General features: G+C 53.8%; 12 protein-coding genes. 9 read left to right on the top strand and 3 right to left on the bottom strand.

Annotation, left to right across the window (positions count from 1 at the left end; all coding sequences use genetic code 11):
* Window positions 1-156: 156 nt before the first annotated feature.
* From SH451x_RS08645 to SH451x_RS08630, 4 genes are all read left to right on the top strand, one after another.
* A complete protein-coding gene (locus tag SH451x_RS08645; RefSeq protein ID WP_479362048.1) occupies window positions 157-1662 on the top strand; it encodes a Gfo/Idh/MocA family protein in 1506 nt (501 codons plus the stop codon).
* A 755-nt stretch (window positions 1663-2417) separates the two neighbouring features.
* A complete protein-coding gene (gene moaC, locus SH451x_RS08640) occupies window positions 2418-2918 on the top strand; it encodes a cyclic pyranopterin monophosphate synthase MoaC (RefSeq protein WP_479362047.1) in 501 nt (166 codons plus the stop codon).
* 3 nt (window positions 2919-2921) lie between these two features.
* Window positions 2922-4118 (top strand): polyprenyl synthetase family protein, encoded by a 1197-nt coding sequence (locus SH451x_RS08635; protein ID WP_479362046.1) that lies wholly within the window; start codon window positions 2922-2924, stop codon window positions 4116-4118.
* 161 nt (window positions 4119-4279) lie between these two features.
* Window positions 4280-5782, top strand: coding sequence for a hypothetical protein (locus tag SH451x_RS08630; protein WP_479362045.1), 1503 nt, complete (start codon window positions 4280-4282; stop codon window positions 5780-5782).
* A gap of 215 nt (window positions 5783-5997) precedes the next feature.
* Here the strand turns inward: SH451x_RS08630 and SH451x_RS08625 are convergent, their stop codons facing one another.
* A complete protein-coding gene (locus SH451x_RS08625) occupies window positions 5998-7425 on the bottom strand; it encodes an O-antigen ligase family protein (protein WP_479362044.1) in 1428 nt (475 codons plus the stop codon).
* 311 nt (window positions 7426-7736) lie between these two features.
* On the opposite strand from SH451x_RS08625, the gene SH451x_RS08620 reads away from it, so the two are divergent.
* From SH451x_RS08620 to msrA, 3 genes are all read left to right on the top strand, one after another.
* A complete protein-coding gene (locus SH451x_RS08620; protein WP_479362043.1) occupies window positions 7737-8606 on the top strand; it encodes a polysaccharide deacetylase family protein in 870 nt (289 codons plus the stop codon).
* A complete protein-coding gene (locus tag SH451x_RS08615) occupies window positions 8596-9804 on the top strand; it encodes a glycosyltransferase (protein WP_479362042.1) in 1209 nt (402 codons plus the stop codon). The genes SH451x_RS08620 and SH451x_RS08615 overlap by 11 nt, the downstream gene beginning before the upstream one ends.
* A gap of 816 nt (window positions 9805-10620) precedes the next feature.
* On the top strand, window positions 10621-11331 hold the full coding sequence (gene msrA, locus SH451x_RS08610; protein WP_479362041.1) for a peptide-methionine (S)-S-oxide reductase MsrA: 711 nt from the start codon (window positions 10621-10623) through the stop codon (window positions 11329-11331).
* A gap of 24 nt (window positions 11332-11355) precedes the next feature.
* Here the strand turns inward: msrA and SH451x_RS08605 are convergent, their stop codons facing one another.
* Both SH451x_RS08605 and SH451x_RS08600 read right to left on the bottom strand, forming a co-directional pair.
* Window positions 11356-12432 (bottom strand): RluA family pseudouridine synthase, encoded by a 1077-nt coding sequence (locus tag SH451x_RS08605; protein WP_479362040.1) that lies wholly within the window; start codon window positions 12430-12432, stop codon window positions 11356-11358.
* A gap of 108 nt (window positions 12433-12540) precedes the next feature.
* On the bottom strand, window positions 12541-13332 hold the full coding sequence (locus SH451x_RS08600) for an SDR family NAD(P)-dependent oxidoreductase (RefSeq protein ID WP_479362039.1): 792 nt from the start codon (window positions 13330-13332) through the stop codon (window positions 12541-12543).
* A 347-nt stretch (window positions 13333-13679) separates the two neighbouring features.
* On the opposite strand from SH451x_RS08600, the gene SH451x_RS08595 reads away from it, so the two are divergent.
* Both SH451x_RS08595 and SH451x_RS08590 read left to right on the top strand, forming a co-directional pair.
* Window positions 13680-15689: a DUF1588 domain-containing protein gene (locus SH451x_RS08595; RefSeq protein WP_479362038.1), complete on the top strand. Its 2010-nt coding sequence runs from the start codon at window positions 13680-13682 to the stop codon at window positions 15687-15689.
* Between the two features lie 2 nt (window positions 15690-15691).
* The gene (locus tag SH451x_RS08590) at window positions 15692-17026 is read left to right on the top strand and encodes a DUF1552 domain-containing protein (protein WP_479362037.1); all 1335 of its coding nucleotides are present in this window, start codon (window positions 15692-15694) and stop codon (window positions 17024-17026) included.
* Window positions 17027-17352: the final 326 nt, after the last annotated feature.

The following is a 17352-nucleotide window of genomic DNA, read 5'->3' as shown; positions in this document are numbered from 1 at the left end:
TTTCAGGACACGCAACCATTTTTAAGGAAACGCACCGTGCTGCAACCGCGTTCTAGGCGAACGCAGCTACGGGAGATCGCAACCACACGCGCATCAGGTTTTTGTTATACTAAGGGCTCACTAACCCACCTCGAACCTCGCCAACGGACCTTCTCGATGAGCAAGAAAGACTTCTCCCGATACTCCTCCAGTCGACGACAATTCCTCAGCGACACACTTCTCACGACTGCCGCTGCCATCGCTGCAGCCGAAGCAGCGAATTCCCTCTCTAGCAACGCATACGCGCAAGAATCCGAAGGCAGCGTCGCGCCGAACGACCAGATTTCAGTGGCTGTTGTCGGAGCTGGCGGCCGTGGTGGCTCGCATATTGAAGGCTTTACCAAAGCGAAAGAGACGGTTGTAACGCACATCTGCGACCCGGATGAACAAGCCGGTTATCGCCGCTGCGAAGATACGGCTAAACGCCAAGATGGACGCAAGCCAGAATGGGTCCGCGACCTGCGTGAGATTTTTGACAACAAATCAATCGATGCTGTTTCTGTTGCAACGCCTAACCACTGGCATTCTCTTGCGGCGATCTGGGCGATTCAAGCGGGTAAGGACGTTTATCTCGAAAAACCTGTATCGCACAACGTCAGCGAAGGCCGTCGCGTTGTCCAAGCGGCTGCTAAGTATGGAAAAATCGTCCAAACGGGCACTCAAAGCCGTTCGAATACCGGCATGCTGGACGCCATCGACTTCATTCACAAAGGTGGCATTGGTGACGTGCGGCTTGTCCGCGGACTGTGCTACAAACGTCGACCATCGATCGGCGAAAAAGGTGTCTACGACGTGCCCGGTCATATCGACTACGACTTGTGGAGTGGCCCAGCGGAAATTCTTCCGGTGACTCGTCCTCAGTTTCATTATGACTGGCACTGGCAATGGGCTTATGGCAACGGCGACTTGGGTAACCAAGGCATCCACCAGATGGACGTCAGCCGTTGGGCTCTGGGCGTTGACCAGCTCAGCGATCAGATCTTTTCGTTAGGCGGTCGTTTCGGCTATGAAGATGCCGGCGAAACAGCGAATACACAAATGATTGTGCACGAGTTTGGCGACAAACGAATTATCTTCGAAGTTCGCGGACTAGAAACAGAGCCGTACAAAGGAGCGGCAGTTGGTTTGATCGTCTACGGTTCGGAAGGCTATGTTGTGTTCCCGAGCTATTATACGACCGCCGTGGCGTTTGATACCGATGGCATGGAGACGAAGAAGTTCCAGGGCGGCAACGACCAGCTGCATTACAACAACTTTATTCAAGCGGTCCAATCGCGCGACGCTAGCAAGTTGAACGCATCGATTCTGGAAGGACATCTATCAAGCGGCTTATGCCATCTCGGCAACATTGCCTACCGATTAGGAACGGCAGTTCCAATGGACGAAGTACCTGGTACGCTAGAAAAACTTTCGAATTCGGGCGAAGTGGTTGAAACTTACGATCGTATGCTTCAGCACTTGGCGGACAATCAAGTCGACTTGGCAGCCAAACCGATGACTGTCGGCACGATCTTGAAGTTCAACCCGACGACGGAAACTTTTGAAGGCAACGAAGCGGCGGATGCAATGTTGACTCGTCCTTATCGTGCGCCATTCGTCGTTCCAAGCGAGTCCGAGGTTTAGCTGCAAAGTCGCGTCCGTTCCCGTAGCAGCCTACCCGTAGCTGCGTTCGCCTAGAACGCGGTTGAAGCTCGGTGCGTTTCCTCTTGTGTGGAGGACCTAAAACGTTTTGTGGAGGACCTAAAACGAGTGCTGAGTTTCTGAAAACGGGTGCCACTGCTGGCTTGTCCAGCAGTGCTCGTGGCGAAACGGTAAAGCTCTCCAATGCTTGACCGGCTTCTAGGCGAAGCCAGCTACGATGCGCTTGGTTGCGCGTGCCTCCGCCTGAAGGCGGTACTACGAACAGATCCCTGAAGAGGGTGCCACTGCTGGCTTGTCCAGCAGTGCTTGTGGCGTAACAGCAAAGCTACCCAATGCTCGACCGGCTTCTGGCGAAGCCAGCTACGATGCGCTTGGTTGCGCGTGCGACCGCCTGAAGGCGGTACTACGAACAGATCACTGAAAAGGGTGCCACTGCTGGCTCGTCCAGCAGTGCTCGTGGCGAAACGGTAAAGCTCTCCAATCCTCGACCGGCTTCTAGGCGAAGCCAACTACGATGCGCTTGACCCCGGCTTCTTCATCTCCCAAATCAATGGGCCGTTAGCTGTTGGGAGATTTGGCGTTTTCTGCTAATTTGTGCACACAAATCGCCGAGCGGCTTGGCGTGCGACTTTTTCGCAGGTTATCCCGTTCCGAAAATCTCGGTCTAATCAATGTCAGCTTTGATGTGCAGCTTGATGCTCGATCGCGAGACGCGTGTTTGCTGAAGGAATGCAGCTTTGGAAAACTCTAACAATTCGTTCAACGGATTGACTCATTTGGGGCCAGACGGTTCGGCTCGGATGGTAGATGTTTCCGAAAAAGCAGTCAGCACTCGCACTGCCATCGCGAAAGGACGCTTACAGATGTCGACCGAAGCCGCAGAGGCGATACGAGCCGGCGGTGTGCAGAAGGGCGATGTGCTTCAAATCGCTAGAATTGCAGCGATTCAAGCGGCAAAGCAGACGAGCAGCCTAATTCCGTTGTGCCATATTGTGCCGCTGGAAAAAGTCTTAGTCGACTTTCAGTGGCTCGGCCCAACGGAGCTTGAGTGCTCGGCGGAAGTCAAAGCGACGGCGAAGACTGGTGTGGAAATGGAAGCCCTGACTGCAGCTAGCCTTGGGTTGCTGACGGTTTATGACATGGTGAAGTCGATTGATCGTAGCATGACGATCTGCGACTTGGCACTGTGGACAAAACAGGGTGGTGTACGAGGAATGTACCAACGCGATGAAGAGTAAACGATGAGCCCATTTGCAATGCTTGCCGAAGAATTCCTTGAAGCCAAAAACGAGCTTCGAGCCGACTTTCACCCCGGAAATACGGTTTTCGAACGTCGTTCGTCCGTCGCGGTCAGCGTTCCTGAAGTCCGTCCCGGCCCCGCTCGTTCTGATACCGATGCGGAACTTGCCCCGAGCAAGCCAGGGAACTTAGCGGCTGCTCCGGAACTGATTGGACTTGACTACCGCACGGAACTTACGCGGTCGCTGTTGACGATCAAGCACCCCTTAATCGCCGTCGAACAGTTGCTCGACGATTCGCTCAAATCGCGTCGCGAAACAGTTCAACCGCTGCTGGACTATGTTTCCGAATTGGGGGGCAAGCGACTAAGGCCGGCACTTCTACTACTGACGGCCCAGGCGCTCGCGCCGATCAACGAACAAGCCATCCGATTGGCGGTAGTTGTCGAACTGGTGCATACAGCGACGTTGGTTCACGATGATATTTTGGACGCGGCAACGATGCGGCGGCATAGGTCCAGTTTGCACCAAGAGTGGGATGTCCCTCGAGCGATCTTGATCGGCGACTGGCTGTTCACGCAAGCGTACAGTCTTGCAAATGCTGGGGATTCGACGGTACCTGGACGTTGGGTGGCGGCCGCAGCGAAAGCAGTTTGCGAAGGCGAGATTCAGCAAGGCAGTGCAGCCGGGCGGGGCGAGCTTACGGAGCGAGAGTATTTCCAGATGTTGTCCGGCAAGACGGGGGCTCTGTGTGCGATCAGCTGCGGCCTGGGTGCTTGGTCGGCGGGAGCTGATCTCAAGCTTTGCGAGCAGATGTACGATTTCGGTATGAAGCTCGGAATCGCCTTTCAAATCCATGACGATTGGCTTGATATCTGGGGTGATGCGACGAAAACCGGCAAGCCGACCGGTTCAGATGTGCAAGGCGGCAAGTGGACGCTGCCGATTCTCCGTTACCTGGCGACTGCGACTGAGGCGAATTGTCAGACGATGATGGGTTTACTGAACGGCAAGCTTTCCAAGGACAATTTCGCCCAGGTGCGATCGATGTTGGACGCGTCGGATGCTAGCGAATATGCGAGGGCAAGCGCTCATCGGCTCGTCGAAGAAGCGTTATCTGGCCTGGAAAGCATTCCCGACAACGCGGAACGGTTAGCTTTACGGCGATTGGCGTTAGCTGCCATCCAACGTACCTGCTAGCAGCTTACCCCCGGAGCTTGGGTGATTCCAAGCTCTGCGGCGATTGTCGCTCGGCAACTCGATTACACACCTTCTGCAGCAATCTAAACTGCGTATAATGTCGCGCTTGCCTCACGTGTCTAATTCGAATTGAGAACTGCTGCCGTATGCCTATGGGATCGATGTCATTCAAAATCCCAGGGTTAGGCGACTTCGATGAGCGGTTTTTGACGACGGCCCATGTCAGCGGAATCGAAGGCGTGCCCTGGGCTGGCAGAATAACGACCAAGGGTGATACGCTGACGATTCTGCGAGCGATCGAGGAATCGGGCAAAATGCAAATTGTATGGCCTACGCTTACGCGTGGCCCGATGCAATTGTCAACGGCATCGCTCCGGTGCAATCAGGAGCCCTATTTTTTACCTCGGGAATTGGCCCGAGGCGGCATGGATCGGCTGTCGAGCCGGTTTTCTGAGTGGAGTCGTTGGGGCATTCAACCGCCGGAAAACTTTTTCGAGCTGTACGAATTCGCCCGCGACTATTTCGTCGATTCGATTGTTGCCGCGGATGACTACCACGCGGCTGCTCAAGCAGCTCAACATTCGATTGAATACGAGCTTGCCGCTTCGAGGCTTCTCTGCCAGACCTTTTCGCGACAGTTGCTAGCGAATCGAAATAAGAACGAAGGACAACTTGCGACGCTGATGGGCAGCAGGTTGCCGTTTCACGAAAACTGGCATGCGACGGCCGAACGGATCAAACCTGTTTTGAATACCGCCTGGATTGATGCTAGCTGGCACAACGTTCGTTTGAAGTCTGGGCGGCTTGACATCGAACGCTTGGAAGAGCAATGCGGCTGGTGCTCCGATCAGCAGATGCGAGTGCTGGCTGGCCCGTTGGTCAGCTTGCAACCACATGCGATCCAGGAGTGGTTCTTTGTCATGGATCATTTCGAAGCGATCGTCGACGCGGCTTGCGAATATGCCGAAGAGATCGTCAAACGGTTGCGTGGACGCGTGAATCTTTGGTACGTGGCAAGTGGCTTCAATACGCCCAACGAATTGAACTTGAATGAAGAGCAAACGATGCTGCTCGCCGTCAACCTCTTGCAAGCGGTCCGCAACGCCGATCCAATGACGCCCGTCGTCTTTGGGATCGATATGCCATACGGCGAGTATCTAGGCCAAGACGAGAAGGCGATCAGTCCGCTCCATTTTGCTGATGCACTGATTCGTTCGGATATCGGGTTGAATGGTTTAGTATTGGAGATGAATCACGGAGTCTGGCCGCACGGTACGCCGCTGCATGATTCCATCGATTTTTCAAACTTGCTGGATCTCTGGAGCACTCTTGGACTACCGCTCGTTCTTTCGATGAGCGGCGAGGTCTTCCCAGCGCCGAAGCAGTCGCTGAGTCGCTATGGGGCGATCTCTGATTGGCGGCTGCCGACACCGCCTTCTAGTACAGAGGCGATGCAGGGTTTGGTTCGGCAAAGTTCGTGTTCACAAATTTTTGAGTCATTGACGTTAGCGATCTCCAAGCCATGTGTTCATGGTGTCTTCTGGAACCAACCCGACCCCGAAACGTCGCCTTTCTATCCAGCGAGTTCGCTGGTCGATGCGAAGGGAAACGTGAGCGATTTGATGACTGGCATGGCGAACTTAAGAAAACGCCACTTGCTGTAGACGATTCTTCCCCTCGTTCCCAGGCTCTGCCTGGGAACGCAATGCATTCGAGGCTCCGCCTCTATTACAAACCAGTGGCGTAGAGAACTACGTAGGCCATACCCTCTTATCCCGCGCGTCATCTTGGGAACACACGCCCGCTGCCAGCTCGACGGGCAGGAGCGAACGTTTCCTCAGCTAGAGCGAGCTATCCCTGATCCTCTCCAATCGCCAATTTAAGCCGTCGGGTATAAGCCCTCGTTCGTCTTCTCGCGAGCAGCTCGCCACCGCAGCCATCGCGAGCCCAACGAACGGCTCGTGGCAAAATCGTTAGAGCATGCGCTCATCATGCCTAACGCTATTGCCAAGACCGTATGCTCGATGGTCGAAAATGAAATCTCGTGAAATGCCATCTGTACGCCGTGGCTTGCAATGACGCCCAACGCAAAAATTGAAGTCGCACGGGCCCATGGAGGTGCGGCTTTGTTAAAGTACAATCGCCACAAAGTTCGCAAAAACGCAACGCTCACACCGACATAAAAGATAACTCCGACCAGTCCCAAATCGACCAACAGACTCAAATATGAGTTATGGTGCACGTATCCGCGAATCGACTCGAGCCTGATGGAAGTGGTTCGGTCATCCAGGTACGGCGGGTTATGAACTTGAAACTGATTGAAACCGAACCCAACGATCGGTTTGTCCAAAAACATTTTGTAGGACACATATGCAAACGCCCCGCGCATCCGCGTGCTCTCCAGCGTCTCCGCTTCCGAGTATTCGCGTTTGAAGGCGACGAGCGACGGTCCGACGACGACAGCGCCAAACAAGCCCCCGACGATCATCGCTCCCAAGGTGACCGATCTCGCTTTCCCACGCAGCATCGTAACAACTGCGATTAGCGTAATCAGAATCGTCCCCATCCAAATGCTGCGAGTCTTCGTCAGAAAGATGCCCAACAAGAAAAGCGGCGTTAAGAACGCGGTGACGGTCCAAGCCCAGCGATCATAGCGTCGCAGGAACCATACGAAGGTCCACAGAGTTATTAGGCACATGTTTAAGCAAACGCCCAGCCGGACCGATTGCAGCATAGGGCCTCGGGCTCGGCCAAAGTGAATGCCCAGCGTTGGATCACCAATAAACTTTGGAAAGACAAGCGACCACATCCCAGCTGATTCGAGAACCGCTGTGATCGAAAGATAGACACCGAAAAACAAAATGACGACGACTGCAGGGTAGATTGAACTTGGTGTTACACGTGAGAATCGAATCAGTAGATAAATAAAGATTGGTATCAAATAGCCGTTTAGCAGGTGCATCAGCGTATTGGGCTGACCCGGCACTTGCTCTCCTAAAGGTTGGCTTACCGTTCGAGCGATCAACCAGAGCGTGAATGAAATCAGGAGCAGGTCGGCCGTCTGCAACTCGCGCCACCGAACCCTTTTCTGCCAGACGTTATATGCAATCTGTGCAACAAGAAAGATGATCCAGAATCGATCAAGCGTCCAGGTAAGCCCACCAGCATCAACACCGAAAAAGTCTGGGCCAAATGTGCTTGATACAACCAAGAAAATAGCGCTACCCAGCAGCAAATCATGGTACTTCAATATAGTCAACGACCATATTGATAGTGCCAGCGCAAAGATGAGAATAGGTATTAGCATGAACGGAAAACTCCCCGCAACCATAACCTACTGCTAAAAGTCGCTTGGTTCTCCTGCAGGAATTAGCGCCCGACCGCGCACAAAGTTGCTCGCAGAGACTAACTAACCGCTACAACTGGAAAAACCAGCAGAGTTCTCTGTACTTCGACGCGTGTCATCCACAACCAGCGGTGCCCATGCGTAAGGAGCGTTCAATACTTTCGCACTTAAACGAAATTTGTGAATCAGCTCGCATCCCCCGATTCCTGTTGATCAACTGTTCGGAACGATCCGAGCGGAAGTGTCATCGCGTAATATACTGGGAGTCTCCCATGTCGCTCATCCGCCAAAGCATGTTGCAGTCGTACCAAGTTGCTACGCATAGTTGGCGCACGCGCATCCGCGACAGTTTAACTGCGCAGCAGCAACTGCCAGCAGCTGTCTTGTTCTATCATCGCGTTGCAGACTCTCACCCAAATTCATGGTCAATCAATCGCCACGATTTTGCCAAGCATCTCGATTGGCTTGCGAGCCGCGTTCAGTTTGCGACCTTGGCCGAAATTCAATCGTCGCAGCGTTGCGGAGCTCGATCTCAGATTCAAGCGTGTATTACTTTCGACGATGGCTATCATGAGAATTGCGAATTTGCACTGCCGGAGCTAATAAACAGGAATATCCCGTGTGCGTATTTTGTGACGACAGACAACGTCATGAATCAGACTCCATTCCAACATGATGTCAAGAATGGAAGAGCTTTGCCGATCAATACCCTGGCGCAAGTCCAGGAAATGGCCATGCGTGGGATAGAGATCGGTAGCCATTCAAAAACGCACCCAGACTTCGGCTTAGAACACTCCCGAGCTTTTCTGCTCGCTGAGATAAGTGATAGTCGCAAGCAACTGCAGGATTGGACGGGGCAAAGTATCGATTACTTCGCGTTTCCTTATGGTTTGCCCGAAAACATGAGTCAAGCGGCAATCGATGTCGTTATTGAATCGGGCTACCAAGGGTTTTTGAGCGCCTACGGTGCGTGGAATTGGCCGGGCGAAGATGACTATCATGTTCAGCGAATTCATGGCGAACCGGGTACGGCTAGCTTGACGAATTGGCTAACCCTAGATCCTCGAAAGCTGCGCAGGACTGCGAAATTTCGCTATGCGAAGAACGACGCTGAGATGATGAGCCAGGTGCATGATGCATAGCGTTGGAAAGCCACTCAAAACGTTCTTCGTCATTACGAGCATGCATGTCGGTGGAGCAGAGACGCTGCTCACGAACTTGATTCGTCGTGTCAATCGAGCGCATGTCGAACCTCATTTAGTATGCCTAAAGGAACTTGGGCCGCTGGGCGAAGAGTTGAGTCACACGATTCCGACCTTCCATTCGTTGACTCGCGGTAAGTTTGACCTGCGAATTCTTCCGCGATTAACGAACCTTTTCCAGAGCCACGCGGCCGACGCGGTGATCACTGTCGGCGCTGGGGACAAAATGTTCTGGGGAAGAATTGCCAGCAAATTGGCCGGAGTTGGAATAACGGCTTCGGCACTACATTCTACCGGTTGGCCAGATGGGATCAATTTTGCCAATCGATTGTTAACGCCCTGGACAGATGCGTTCATTGCTGTCGGCGAAGCACATCGCGACTATCTACGCGACGTTTCACGACTGCCTGATTCTCGCATTTTCGTCATCCCGAACGGAATTGATACGGAACGCTTCAAGCCAAACACATTATTGCGCCCTGATGTTCGTGAAGAGCTTGGTTTCGCTGCGGACGATCCTGTTGTAGGAATCGTGGCGGCGTTACGGCCGGAGAAAGACCACGGTCTCTTTTTGCAGGTCGCCAAACGTGTTCTTGCCAGCCAGCCAGCGACGAAGTTTCTAATCATCGGTGACGGGCCTGAGCGCGCATCGATCGAGTCGACGATTGCTGCTGAAGGGCTCGGAAATTCTGTTCGGCTGCTCGGTTCGCTCAGTAACACGGAACGATACTTAGCGGCTACGGACGTTTTTGTTCTGACGAGCAAGAACGAAGCGAAACCAGTTTCGATCCTGGAAGCGCTCGCCTGTGGAGTGCCAACGGTTGCACCCAATGTCGGCTCGGTATATGAGAGTGTGATTGACAACAATACGGGCTATTTAGTCAACGATCGACGTCCTGATTCGTTTGCGCAGCCAATTCTGAAGATTTTGCAGGACCGCGGACTCGCGTTAGAACTGGGCAACAATGGCCGGATGTTGGTGCAAACACACGGTTCGATCGATTCGATGGTACATGGTTACGAAGCGTTGTTATGGCAGTTGCATTGCCGGCAAAAAGGGAAGACTTGGCCCGCATGGCTTGGCCGCCCTAGTCGCGTTGCATTACCATTTCTAGGTCGCAAAGTGGCAGCGAAGTAGCTTTCGTAGCTGCGAGACGCTTGCAAATCTCTTACGTAGCTGCGTTCGCCTAGAAATCGCTTTCGTAGCTGCGTTCGCCTAGAACGCGGTCGAAGTTCGGTGGGGTTCCTGAAGCGTCGGCGTATCCTGAAAACGGGTGCCACTGCTGGCTTGCCCTGCAGTGCTCGTGGCGAAACAGAAAAGCTCTCCAGTGCGTCCCCGGCTTCTGGCGAAGCCAGCTACGATGCGCTTGGTTGCGCGTGCGTCCGCCTGAAGGCGGTACTACGAACAGATCCCTGAAAAGGGTGCCACTGCTGGCTTGCCCAGCAGTGCTCGTGGCGAAACGGCAAAGCTCTCCAGTGCGTCCCCTGCTTCTGGTGAAGCCAGCTACGATTCGATTGGTTGCGCTTGCTTCCGCCTGAAGGCGGTACTACGAACAGATCACTGGAAAAGGGTGCCACTGCTGGCTTGTCCAGCAGTGCTCGTGGCGAAATGGCAAAGTTTTCCAATGCTCGACCGGCTTCTGGCGAAGCCAGCTACGATGCGCTCGGTTGCGCTTGCTTCCGCCTGAAGGCGGTACTACGAACAGATCACTGGAAAGGGTGCCACTGCTGGCTTGTCCAGCAGTGCTCGTGGCGAAACGGCAAAGTTCTCCAATGCTCGACCGGCTTCTGGCGATGCGAGCTACGATGCGCTTGCATGATGCGCTTGGACGATGCTTTCGGACGATGCTTTCGGACGATGCTTTCGGACGAAATCGATTCTCTTCATCCTGGGTTCCAATACCGCTATAATGAACGGTGGACTCGGAATTTTCCCCTGAGGTGGAGTATTACAATGAAATCTTTCTTAAATCCGGCTTTATGTTTGCTCGTCGGTCTTCTGGCCAGAGGTTGTGCGCAGGCGGCAGAACCCACAGTGGAACCGACAGCGAAACCGGCAGATTCAAAGACCGAATCCGCTACGGCAATTTTTGCCGGTGGATGCTTCTGGTGCGTCGAGACTGATTTTGAACATGCACCTGGGGTCATTGATGTCGTATCTGGCTACAGCGGCGGCACAACCGAAAACCCGAACTATCAAACCTATCACGACGGGCATCACATTGAAGTTGTGCAGGTCGAATATGACCCAACGAAGGTCACCTACGCTGGCTTGGTAGAATGGCTCGTTAAGCATAGCGACCCGACCGATCCGGGCGGAGCATTTGTTGATCGCGGCGACGGGTATCGCCCCGCCGTCTTCTATGCAAACGACGAAGAAAAAGCGGACGCCGAACGCGTTCTGTCGACGATCCAAAAAATGGGCGTCTACAAAGCTCCTCTCCAAGTCGCGGTTTTGCCACGTGACACTTTCTGGCCCGCCGAAGACTATCACCAGGACTATCACACAAAAACGCCCAAGAGCCGAGCGCATTATTCACGCTATCGCTTAGGCACAGGCCGCGACGCTTATGTTCGCAGTATTTGGGGCAAGCGACTTAACGTTCTGGAACTAGACGGCGCCTATCCAGAAGGCGTCGTAAACAAGAAGGCCGCCGGAAAGTAAGTGAGTTCCGGGTTGCGAAACGACCTACTTACGCAGTTTTTCGAGCCATTTTTGCATCTCGTATGGCAGTTCCATCCGTAGACTGATCGTTGCTTTGGTCATTGGATGCTCAAATTTCAGCCGCCCTGCATGCAGTGCTTGCCGCGGAGCGTGGCTGTTGTCGGGGATCAATTCGCCGAGCAGGTTTCGATTGTAGATCTTTTCGCCGCAGATCATATGTCCTGCTTCCGAAAGATGGATTCGGATCTGGTGCGTACGTCCTGTCTCTAACTTGCATTCTACCAACGTATACTTCCCATCAGCAAGCCTTTCAAGCGGGCGCACATGAGTCACTGCCCGCCGCGCGTCTTCGGGGATTACACCGTTTTTGATGATCGTGCTGCCGCGACGCCCATCACCGCGATCGCGAACCATATAGCTTACCAAAGTCTGCGCCGGACAGTCTCCTTGCACAACTGCCAGATAGCGACGTTCAACACTATGTTTGCGGAACATCTTACCCAAGGCCATCGCCGTGTCTTGATCGCGAGCAAACATGATCAATCCACTGGTGTCGCGGTCCAGGCGGTGGACGGCTAGCACTGCGTGGTGCCGAGCAGCGTTTTCGATCAAACTCTTGGTCTCTAAGGCGGTTCGAGGTCGGCGGCGACGTTTATTGTCGGTATCAGCACTGTGACGCAAGTCGTACATTTGACGGGCGATCGACTCCGGCGCTAATTCTTGCAAGGTCGGCTGCAACTGGCGGCGACGGACGTGCATTTTCCGCTCTTCAAAATGGCGGACCGACGTCACGTTTGCTGGTTTTTCGAAGACAACCACATAACGGTCCATGAAGGCGATTTTGATATTCGCTGCCGTCGCTGGCTTGGGCGCACTGCTGGCTAAAACGCGAACGGCGTCATCGATCTTGAGCCGGCGAGCTTCGTCGGTGCACAGGTTACCATTGACTTGAACGTGACGTGAAGCGATCAAATCCTTGGCTTGAGTCCAAGAACAACCGGGTAGCCACGAGCGGACCATAGCGGCCAACGTCTGCCCTTCGTCAGCTTGCAAGGTACGAAACGTCTGGACATTTTTCAGTTGGAGTTTGCGATTTGACATAATTTAGGTCGGCTTCTTGGAAACAGACCTGATTCGGATCTGATTTAATTCTAAAGTCGTAAAGGGAAATAAAGTTTGATTTTAGCGATGCGGTGACGTTACATCCTTTTACCGATCACGAATCCGATGCATTTCTTGGTAAGGCAAAACGATTCCGCCATCGATTGAAAGCGTGGCACCGGTGATATACTCGCTGTTGGGATCCGCCAGAAAGACAACGCCTCGGGCGATATCTTCTGGTTTTGCGAGCCGTCCCATTGGAAGTTGAGCTCCACGATTTTGCAGGTCTTCGTCGGAGAAAAACTTGCGTTCACCCGGCGTGTCGGTCCAACCAGGGTGAATAATGTTCGAACGTATGCCAAATTCCGCCAGCTCAACGGCAGCCGTTCGCCCCAGTTGGTCCAGTGCCGCCTTGGCCATATTGTAAGCCATGGCGCCAGGAATCGCCAAATAAGCATGGGGAGAACTTACAAATATAAGTGAACCACCCTTCCCCGCTTTGATCATGTGGTTTGCAGCCGCTCGCGCCAAATAGTACGGGCCCCACATGCAAATATCGATCGTCTTGCGAAATCCGTCCCAATTCGCTTTGTAGAAAAGCTCGCGATCACTGAACGCCGCGTTGGACACCAAGATATCGATCGAACCAAACTCGTTGACGACTTGATCGACCGCCGCTTCCATCGCTTCCCGGTCGGAAACATCCGCGATACAAGGTGACGCCTTGACGCCAGCCGCTTGGCACATCTGAATTGTTTCGTCGGGCGATCTCAGGTCATTTACGATTACGTTTACTCCAGCATTGGCGAGTGCAACAGCAATCCCCTGCCCGATGCCGCGACCAGCACCGGTTACCAATGCGTTTTTCCCTTGCAGTGTTTTACTTGAACCTTTGTCCATGGTTTTAATTTAAATTGCGTGCGATGTCAGTTAGTAGAGTCCGATGCGAGCATCATTCTAGTCGCGAACCAGGATTCTTCTATCCGAGGTTGCTTGAATGGCAAAATGGTCTGGGATTAAACGGTCTGCCGTTGTTTCGCAACTTGTGATCGTAGGCTATAATTTCGACGACATCCCGCCTGATTGCGAGAGTTAGCCTGCCGTTTCGATGTAGGTACTCGCATTCTAAATGGCTGGCTTGCGTAAGCGAACCAGCCGATTCCCGCCAGCCAGCGTTGCAAACCTGACGAGCCTTCGTTCAGCTTTTTCAACGTCCACCATTGTCCCTCCCCGTTGTTGCAGAATTCATGCTGAAATTTACGGAAGACTGTGAATGCCTTCGAGAGCGTGCAGAATCGCGGCTTTTCGCGCCTTGGCGACGCTGTAGCCTGACGTTCAATCGCCAGCGTTTGCGTCGCTGCGTTTCCGTTGGTTGGCTGTTCTTGTTCGCATGCGTTGTCACTCCACATGCGGTCAACGGACAAGCGCCAGCGGAACTGTCGCACGAGTCGGCGCTTGAGCTGTTACAGCAAAAGTGCGCGGACTGCCATAATGAGGATGGAGCGTTTGACGTTGATCGGCTGCGAGATCTTTCCGCGTTGACCGACCACTACGAAGAGTGGATGCATGTCCGTCAACGCCTAGCTGATCATTCCATGCCGCCCGAAGCGTCGGGTGAGATTGAGATTGCGTCACGTCTGCAGATCGTCGACTGGATCAGCAATGCAACTCGATCTGCGGTTCTTGAGCGAGGCGAACAAGCTGGCCCGCCTCAGTTCCGACGGTTGGCACGTCACGAGTATTCGAACACGATCCGCGATTTGCTTGAAACGCACTTCGACGCCGGACACAGTCTGCCGCAGGATTTCGCTGGTGGAGAAGGCTTTAACAATGCCGCTGAGACGTTGATCATATCGCCGATCCATGCGGAAAAGTATGTCGAAGCGGCAACCGAATCTTTGGAGTATGCGTCGCGAGATTCCAAAGCGCGAGAAAAACTGTTCGCTGTCTTGCCCAGCGAAACGATGTCGGAAGATGAAGCTGCTCGCGAGAACTTACGACGTCTGGCAGATCGCGCCTTTCGTAAACCTGCGCTGCCTGAACAGGTCGACCGATTTTTTCAGCTGTACAAAGACGCTCGCGCGGAAGGGCTAGATTACAACGACGCGAGCTTTTATGCGATGCGCAGCATTCTCGTTTCCGTCGACTTTCTGTTCTTGGCCGAAGCTGCTCCGGAAATGCCTGGTCAAACTCAACCATTAACTGACCACGAGCTTGCTTCGCGGCTGAGCTATTTCCTTTGGGCGTCGATGCCCGACGACGAACTTCGGCAGGTTGCTGACGATGGAAAGTTACGGGATCCCGAGATTCTAAAGCAACAAACCTTACGTTTGATAACCAGCCGCGGAACTCACCTGAATGATTCCATGGTTCATTTTGTAGGCCAATGGCTGGGCACAGACGACTGGGGCAATGCCAAGCAGCCCGACAAAGCGATCCACACGTGGATTCAGGAGAACCACATCTCGTCGATGCGCAACCAGCCAGTTTATCTTTTCGAAGCGATGCTCCAATCGAATACCAGCATCCTTGACTTGATCGACGCCGACTGGACGTACATAACTGGCGATCTAGCTGATTTGTATCGCATCAAGCGATCCGAGTTGAAGACGGAGAAAGGCGAACTGCAACAGCATTTGAAGAAGGTGTTCTTGCCTGAAGAATATCGCAATCGCAGTGGTTTGTTAGGCTGTGGTGCGGTGATGAGCGTATCGGCTTATCCGCGACGGACCAGCCCGGTACTGCGGGGAGCTTGGGTACTGGACAAAATGCTGGGCATCGAACTGCCCCCGCCACCTCCTGACGTTCCGCCGTTGGAGGAATCGGAGCATGTTGCAAAAGAACAAACAGTGCGAGAGCGGTTGGAAATGCATCGAGCGAACCCGACTTGTGCGACTTGCCACGATCGAATTGACCCGATCGGGTTTGCCCTTGAAAATTTCGATGAGTTGGGACGCTGGCGTGATGAGGACTCCGGCGGCAAAGTGGACGCGACCGCCGAACTGGCCGACGGGACGAAGATCGATGGGCTCTCGGGGCTCAAAACATATTTGCTAGCTAATAAAGATCAGTTTGTGCGACATCTGACGGAAAAGATGCTGGGCTATGCGCTAGGTCGAGGGCTTCGGCCGTCCGACTTATGCACGGTCGAGAAGATCGTCGAACGAGTTAAACAGAACGACTATCATGCCCAAGAGTTAGTACTCGGGATTGTGACGAGCGAGCCATTCCTTAACAAGCAGCTTACCGCGGAGTGAACATGAACAGACTACATCGACGAACGATCTTGCGTGGGGCTGGCGTCGCGTTGGCACTCCCGCTGCTTGAAGCGATGCGTCCGGCCGGCCGAGCTTTGGGAGCGAACATCGAGAAGCAGCCAGTCCGATTCGCTGGCCTGTTCTTTCCCAACGGAGTGCGACCTGACCGATGGACTCCGGCCGATACGGGGTTCGAGTGGACGGCGCCTCTGCAATTGGAACCGATCGCTCAGGTCAAATCGGATGTTTCTGTTGTCTCTGGTTTATGGCACCAAGCGACTGAGAACCAGGGGGACGGGCATTACGTCAAGGATGCAGCTTGGCTAACGGGGCGAACAATCAAAAAGACGACCGGTGTCGACTTGAACAGCGGCGGAATTTCGATGGACCAGATCGCTGCTCAGACGCTAGGCAAGTTTACTCCGCTGCCATCACTTGAGTTGGGTACAGAACAAGTGCGTTCGGGTATCGATGCCGTAGTCGGCTACACGCGAGTTTACGGAGCGCACGTATCGTGGCGACAGCCGACGCAGCCGCTTGCAAAAGAAATCAATCCGCGGCTCGTATTCGATCGAATGACAATGATCTCAAACGGCAAGAGTTCTGGCCGATCGAATCGACCGTTATTGGATCTGGTCAGCGAAGACGCCCAGCGACTCCGTCAGTCGTTGGGTCAGAACGACCGCCAACGATTGGAGCAATACCTCGAGTCCGTACACTCGTTAGAGCAGCGGCTGGAGACCATGGAGTCACAGTCAGAAGACAGTTGGAAGTCGCGCGTTGATTTCGCAACACGAACGGCTCCGACTGACTCACCGAAGGACCATACCGAACGCACGCGGCTGATGCTTGATATGATCGCGCTTGCTTTCGAAGCGGACATCACGCGCGTGTCGACGTTTATGTTCGGGAACTCGGTCAGCGACATCAACTTTTCGTTTTTGGAAGGCGTCGAAGGCTCGCACCATGAGATCTCGCACCATTCGAATGAAGAAAAGAAGCTCGCTCAATACGAGAAGATCGTCCAATGGCACGTCTCGCAGTTCGCATACTTGCTAGAGAAGTTGCGATCGATTCCGGAAGGAGACGGGAACTTGCTCGACAACAGCGCGATCATGTTCGGATCTGGGTTTCGAGACGGCAATGCTCATGACCCGCGGGACTTGCCGATTTTGTTGGGCGGCCGCGCTGGAGGAGCTTTGCGCTCGGGTCAACATGTGGCGTGCACGAAGGACAATCCAATGTCCAATTTATTGCTAACGATTCTAAATGCGATGGGAATTCCAGAAACGAGCTTTGCAGATTCATCAGGATTGGTCGAACCGCTACTAGCGTGATGTTTTTGCGTAAGGCCACGTTGGTCTTCCCGTAGCTGCGTTCGCCTAGAACGCGGGCAGAAGCTCGGTGCGTCTTCTGAAAAGGATTTCGGGCCGATCCCTGAAAAGGGTGCCACTGCTGGCTTGTCCAGCGGTGCTCGTGGCGTAAAAGTAAACCTTCCCAACACATCCCCGGCTTCTGGCGAAGCCAGCTACGATGCGCTTGCATGTTTGCGCGTGCGTCCGCCTGAAGGCGGTACTACGAACAGATCCCTGAAAAGGGTGCCACTGCTGGCTTGTCCAGCAGTGCTCGTGGCGAAACAGCCAAGCTTCCCATCACATCCCCG

This window comes from Njordella aestuarii (assembly GCF_056494165.1).
This window is presented reverse-complemented; position numbering and strand designations above follow the sequence as displayed.

Bases quoted from the DNA above. Each gene is read 5' to 3' on its own strand.
- SH451x_RS08645 (WP_479362048.1), top strand. From the start codon at position 157: ATGAGCAAGAAAGACTTCTCCCGATACTCCTCCAGTCGACGACAATTC.
- SH451x_RS08635 (WP_479362046.1), top strand. From the start codon at position 2,922: ATGAGCCCATTTGCAATGCTTGCCGAAGAATTCCTTGAAGCCAAAAAC.
- SH451x_RS08630 (WP_479362045.1), top strand. From the start codon at position 4,280: ATGTCATTCAAAATCCCAGGGTTAGGCGACTTCGATGAGCGGTTTTTG.
- SH451x_RS08625 (WP_479362044.1), bottom strand. From the start codon at position 7,425: ATGCTAATACCTATTCTCATCTTTGCGCTGGCACTATCAATATGGTCG.
- SH451x_RS08620 (WP_479362043.1), top strand. From the start codon at position 7,737: ATGTCGCTCATCCGCCAAAGCATGTTGCAGTCGTACCAAGTTGCTACG.
- SH451x_RS08615 (WP_479362042.1), top strand. From the start codon at position 8,596: ATGATGCATAGCGTTGGAAAGCCACTCAAAACGTTCTTCGTCATTACG.
- msrA (WP_479362041.1), top strand. From the start codon at position 10,621: ATGAAATCTTTCTTAAATCCGGCTTTATGTTTGCTCGTCGGTCTTCTG.
- SH451x_RS08605 (WP_479362040.1), bottom strand. From the start codon at position 12,432: ATGTCAAATCGCAAACTCCAACTGAAAAATGTCCAGACGTTTCGTACC.
- SH451x_RS08600 (WP_479362039.1), bottom strand. From the start codon at position 13,332: ATGGACAAAGGTTCAAGTAAAACACTGCAAGGGAAAAACGCATTGGTA.
- SH451x_RS08595 (WP_479362038.1), top strand. From the start codon at position 13,680: ATGCTGAAATTTACGGAAGACTGTGAATGCCTTCGAGAGCGTGCAGAA.
- SH451x_RS08590 (WP_479362037.1), top strand. From the start codon at position 15,692: ATGAACAGACTACATCGACGAACGATCTTGCGTGGGGCTGGCGTCGCG.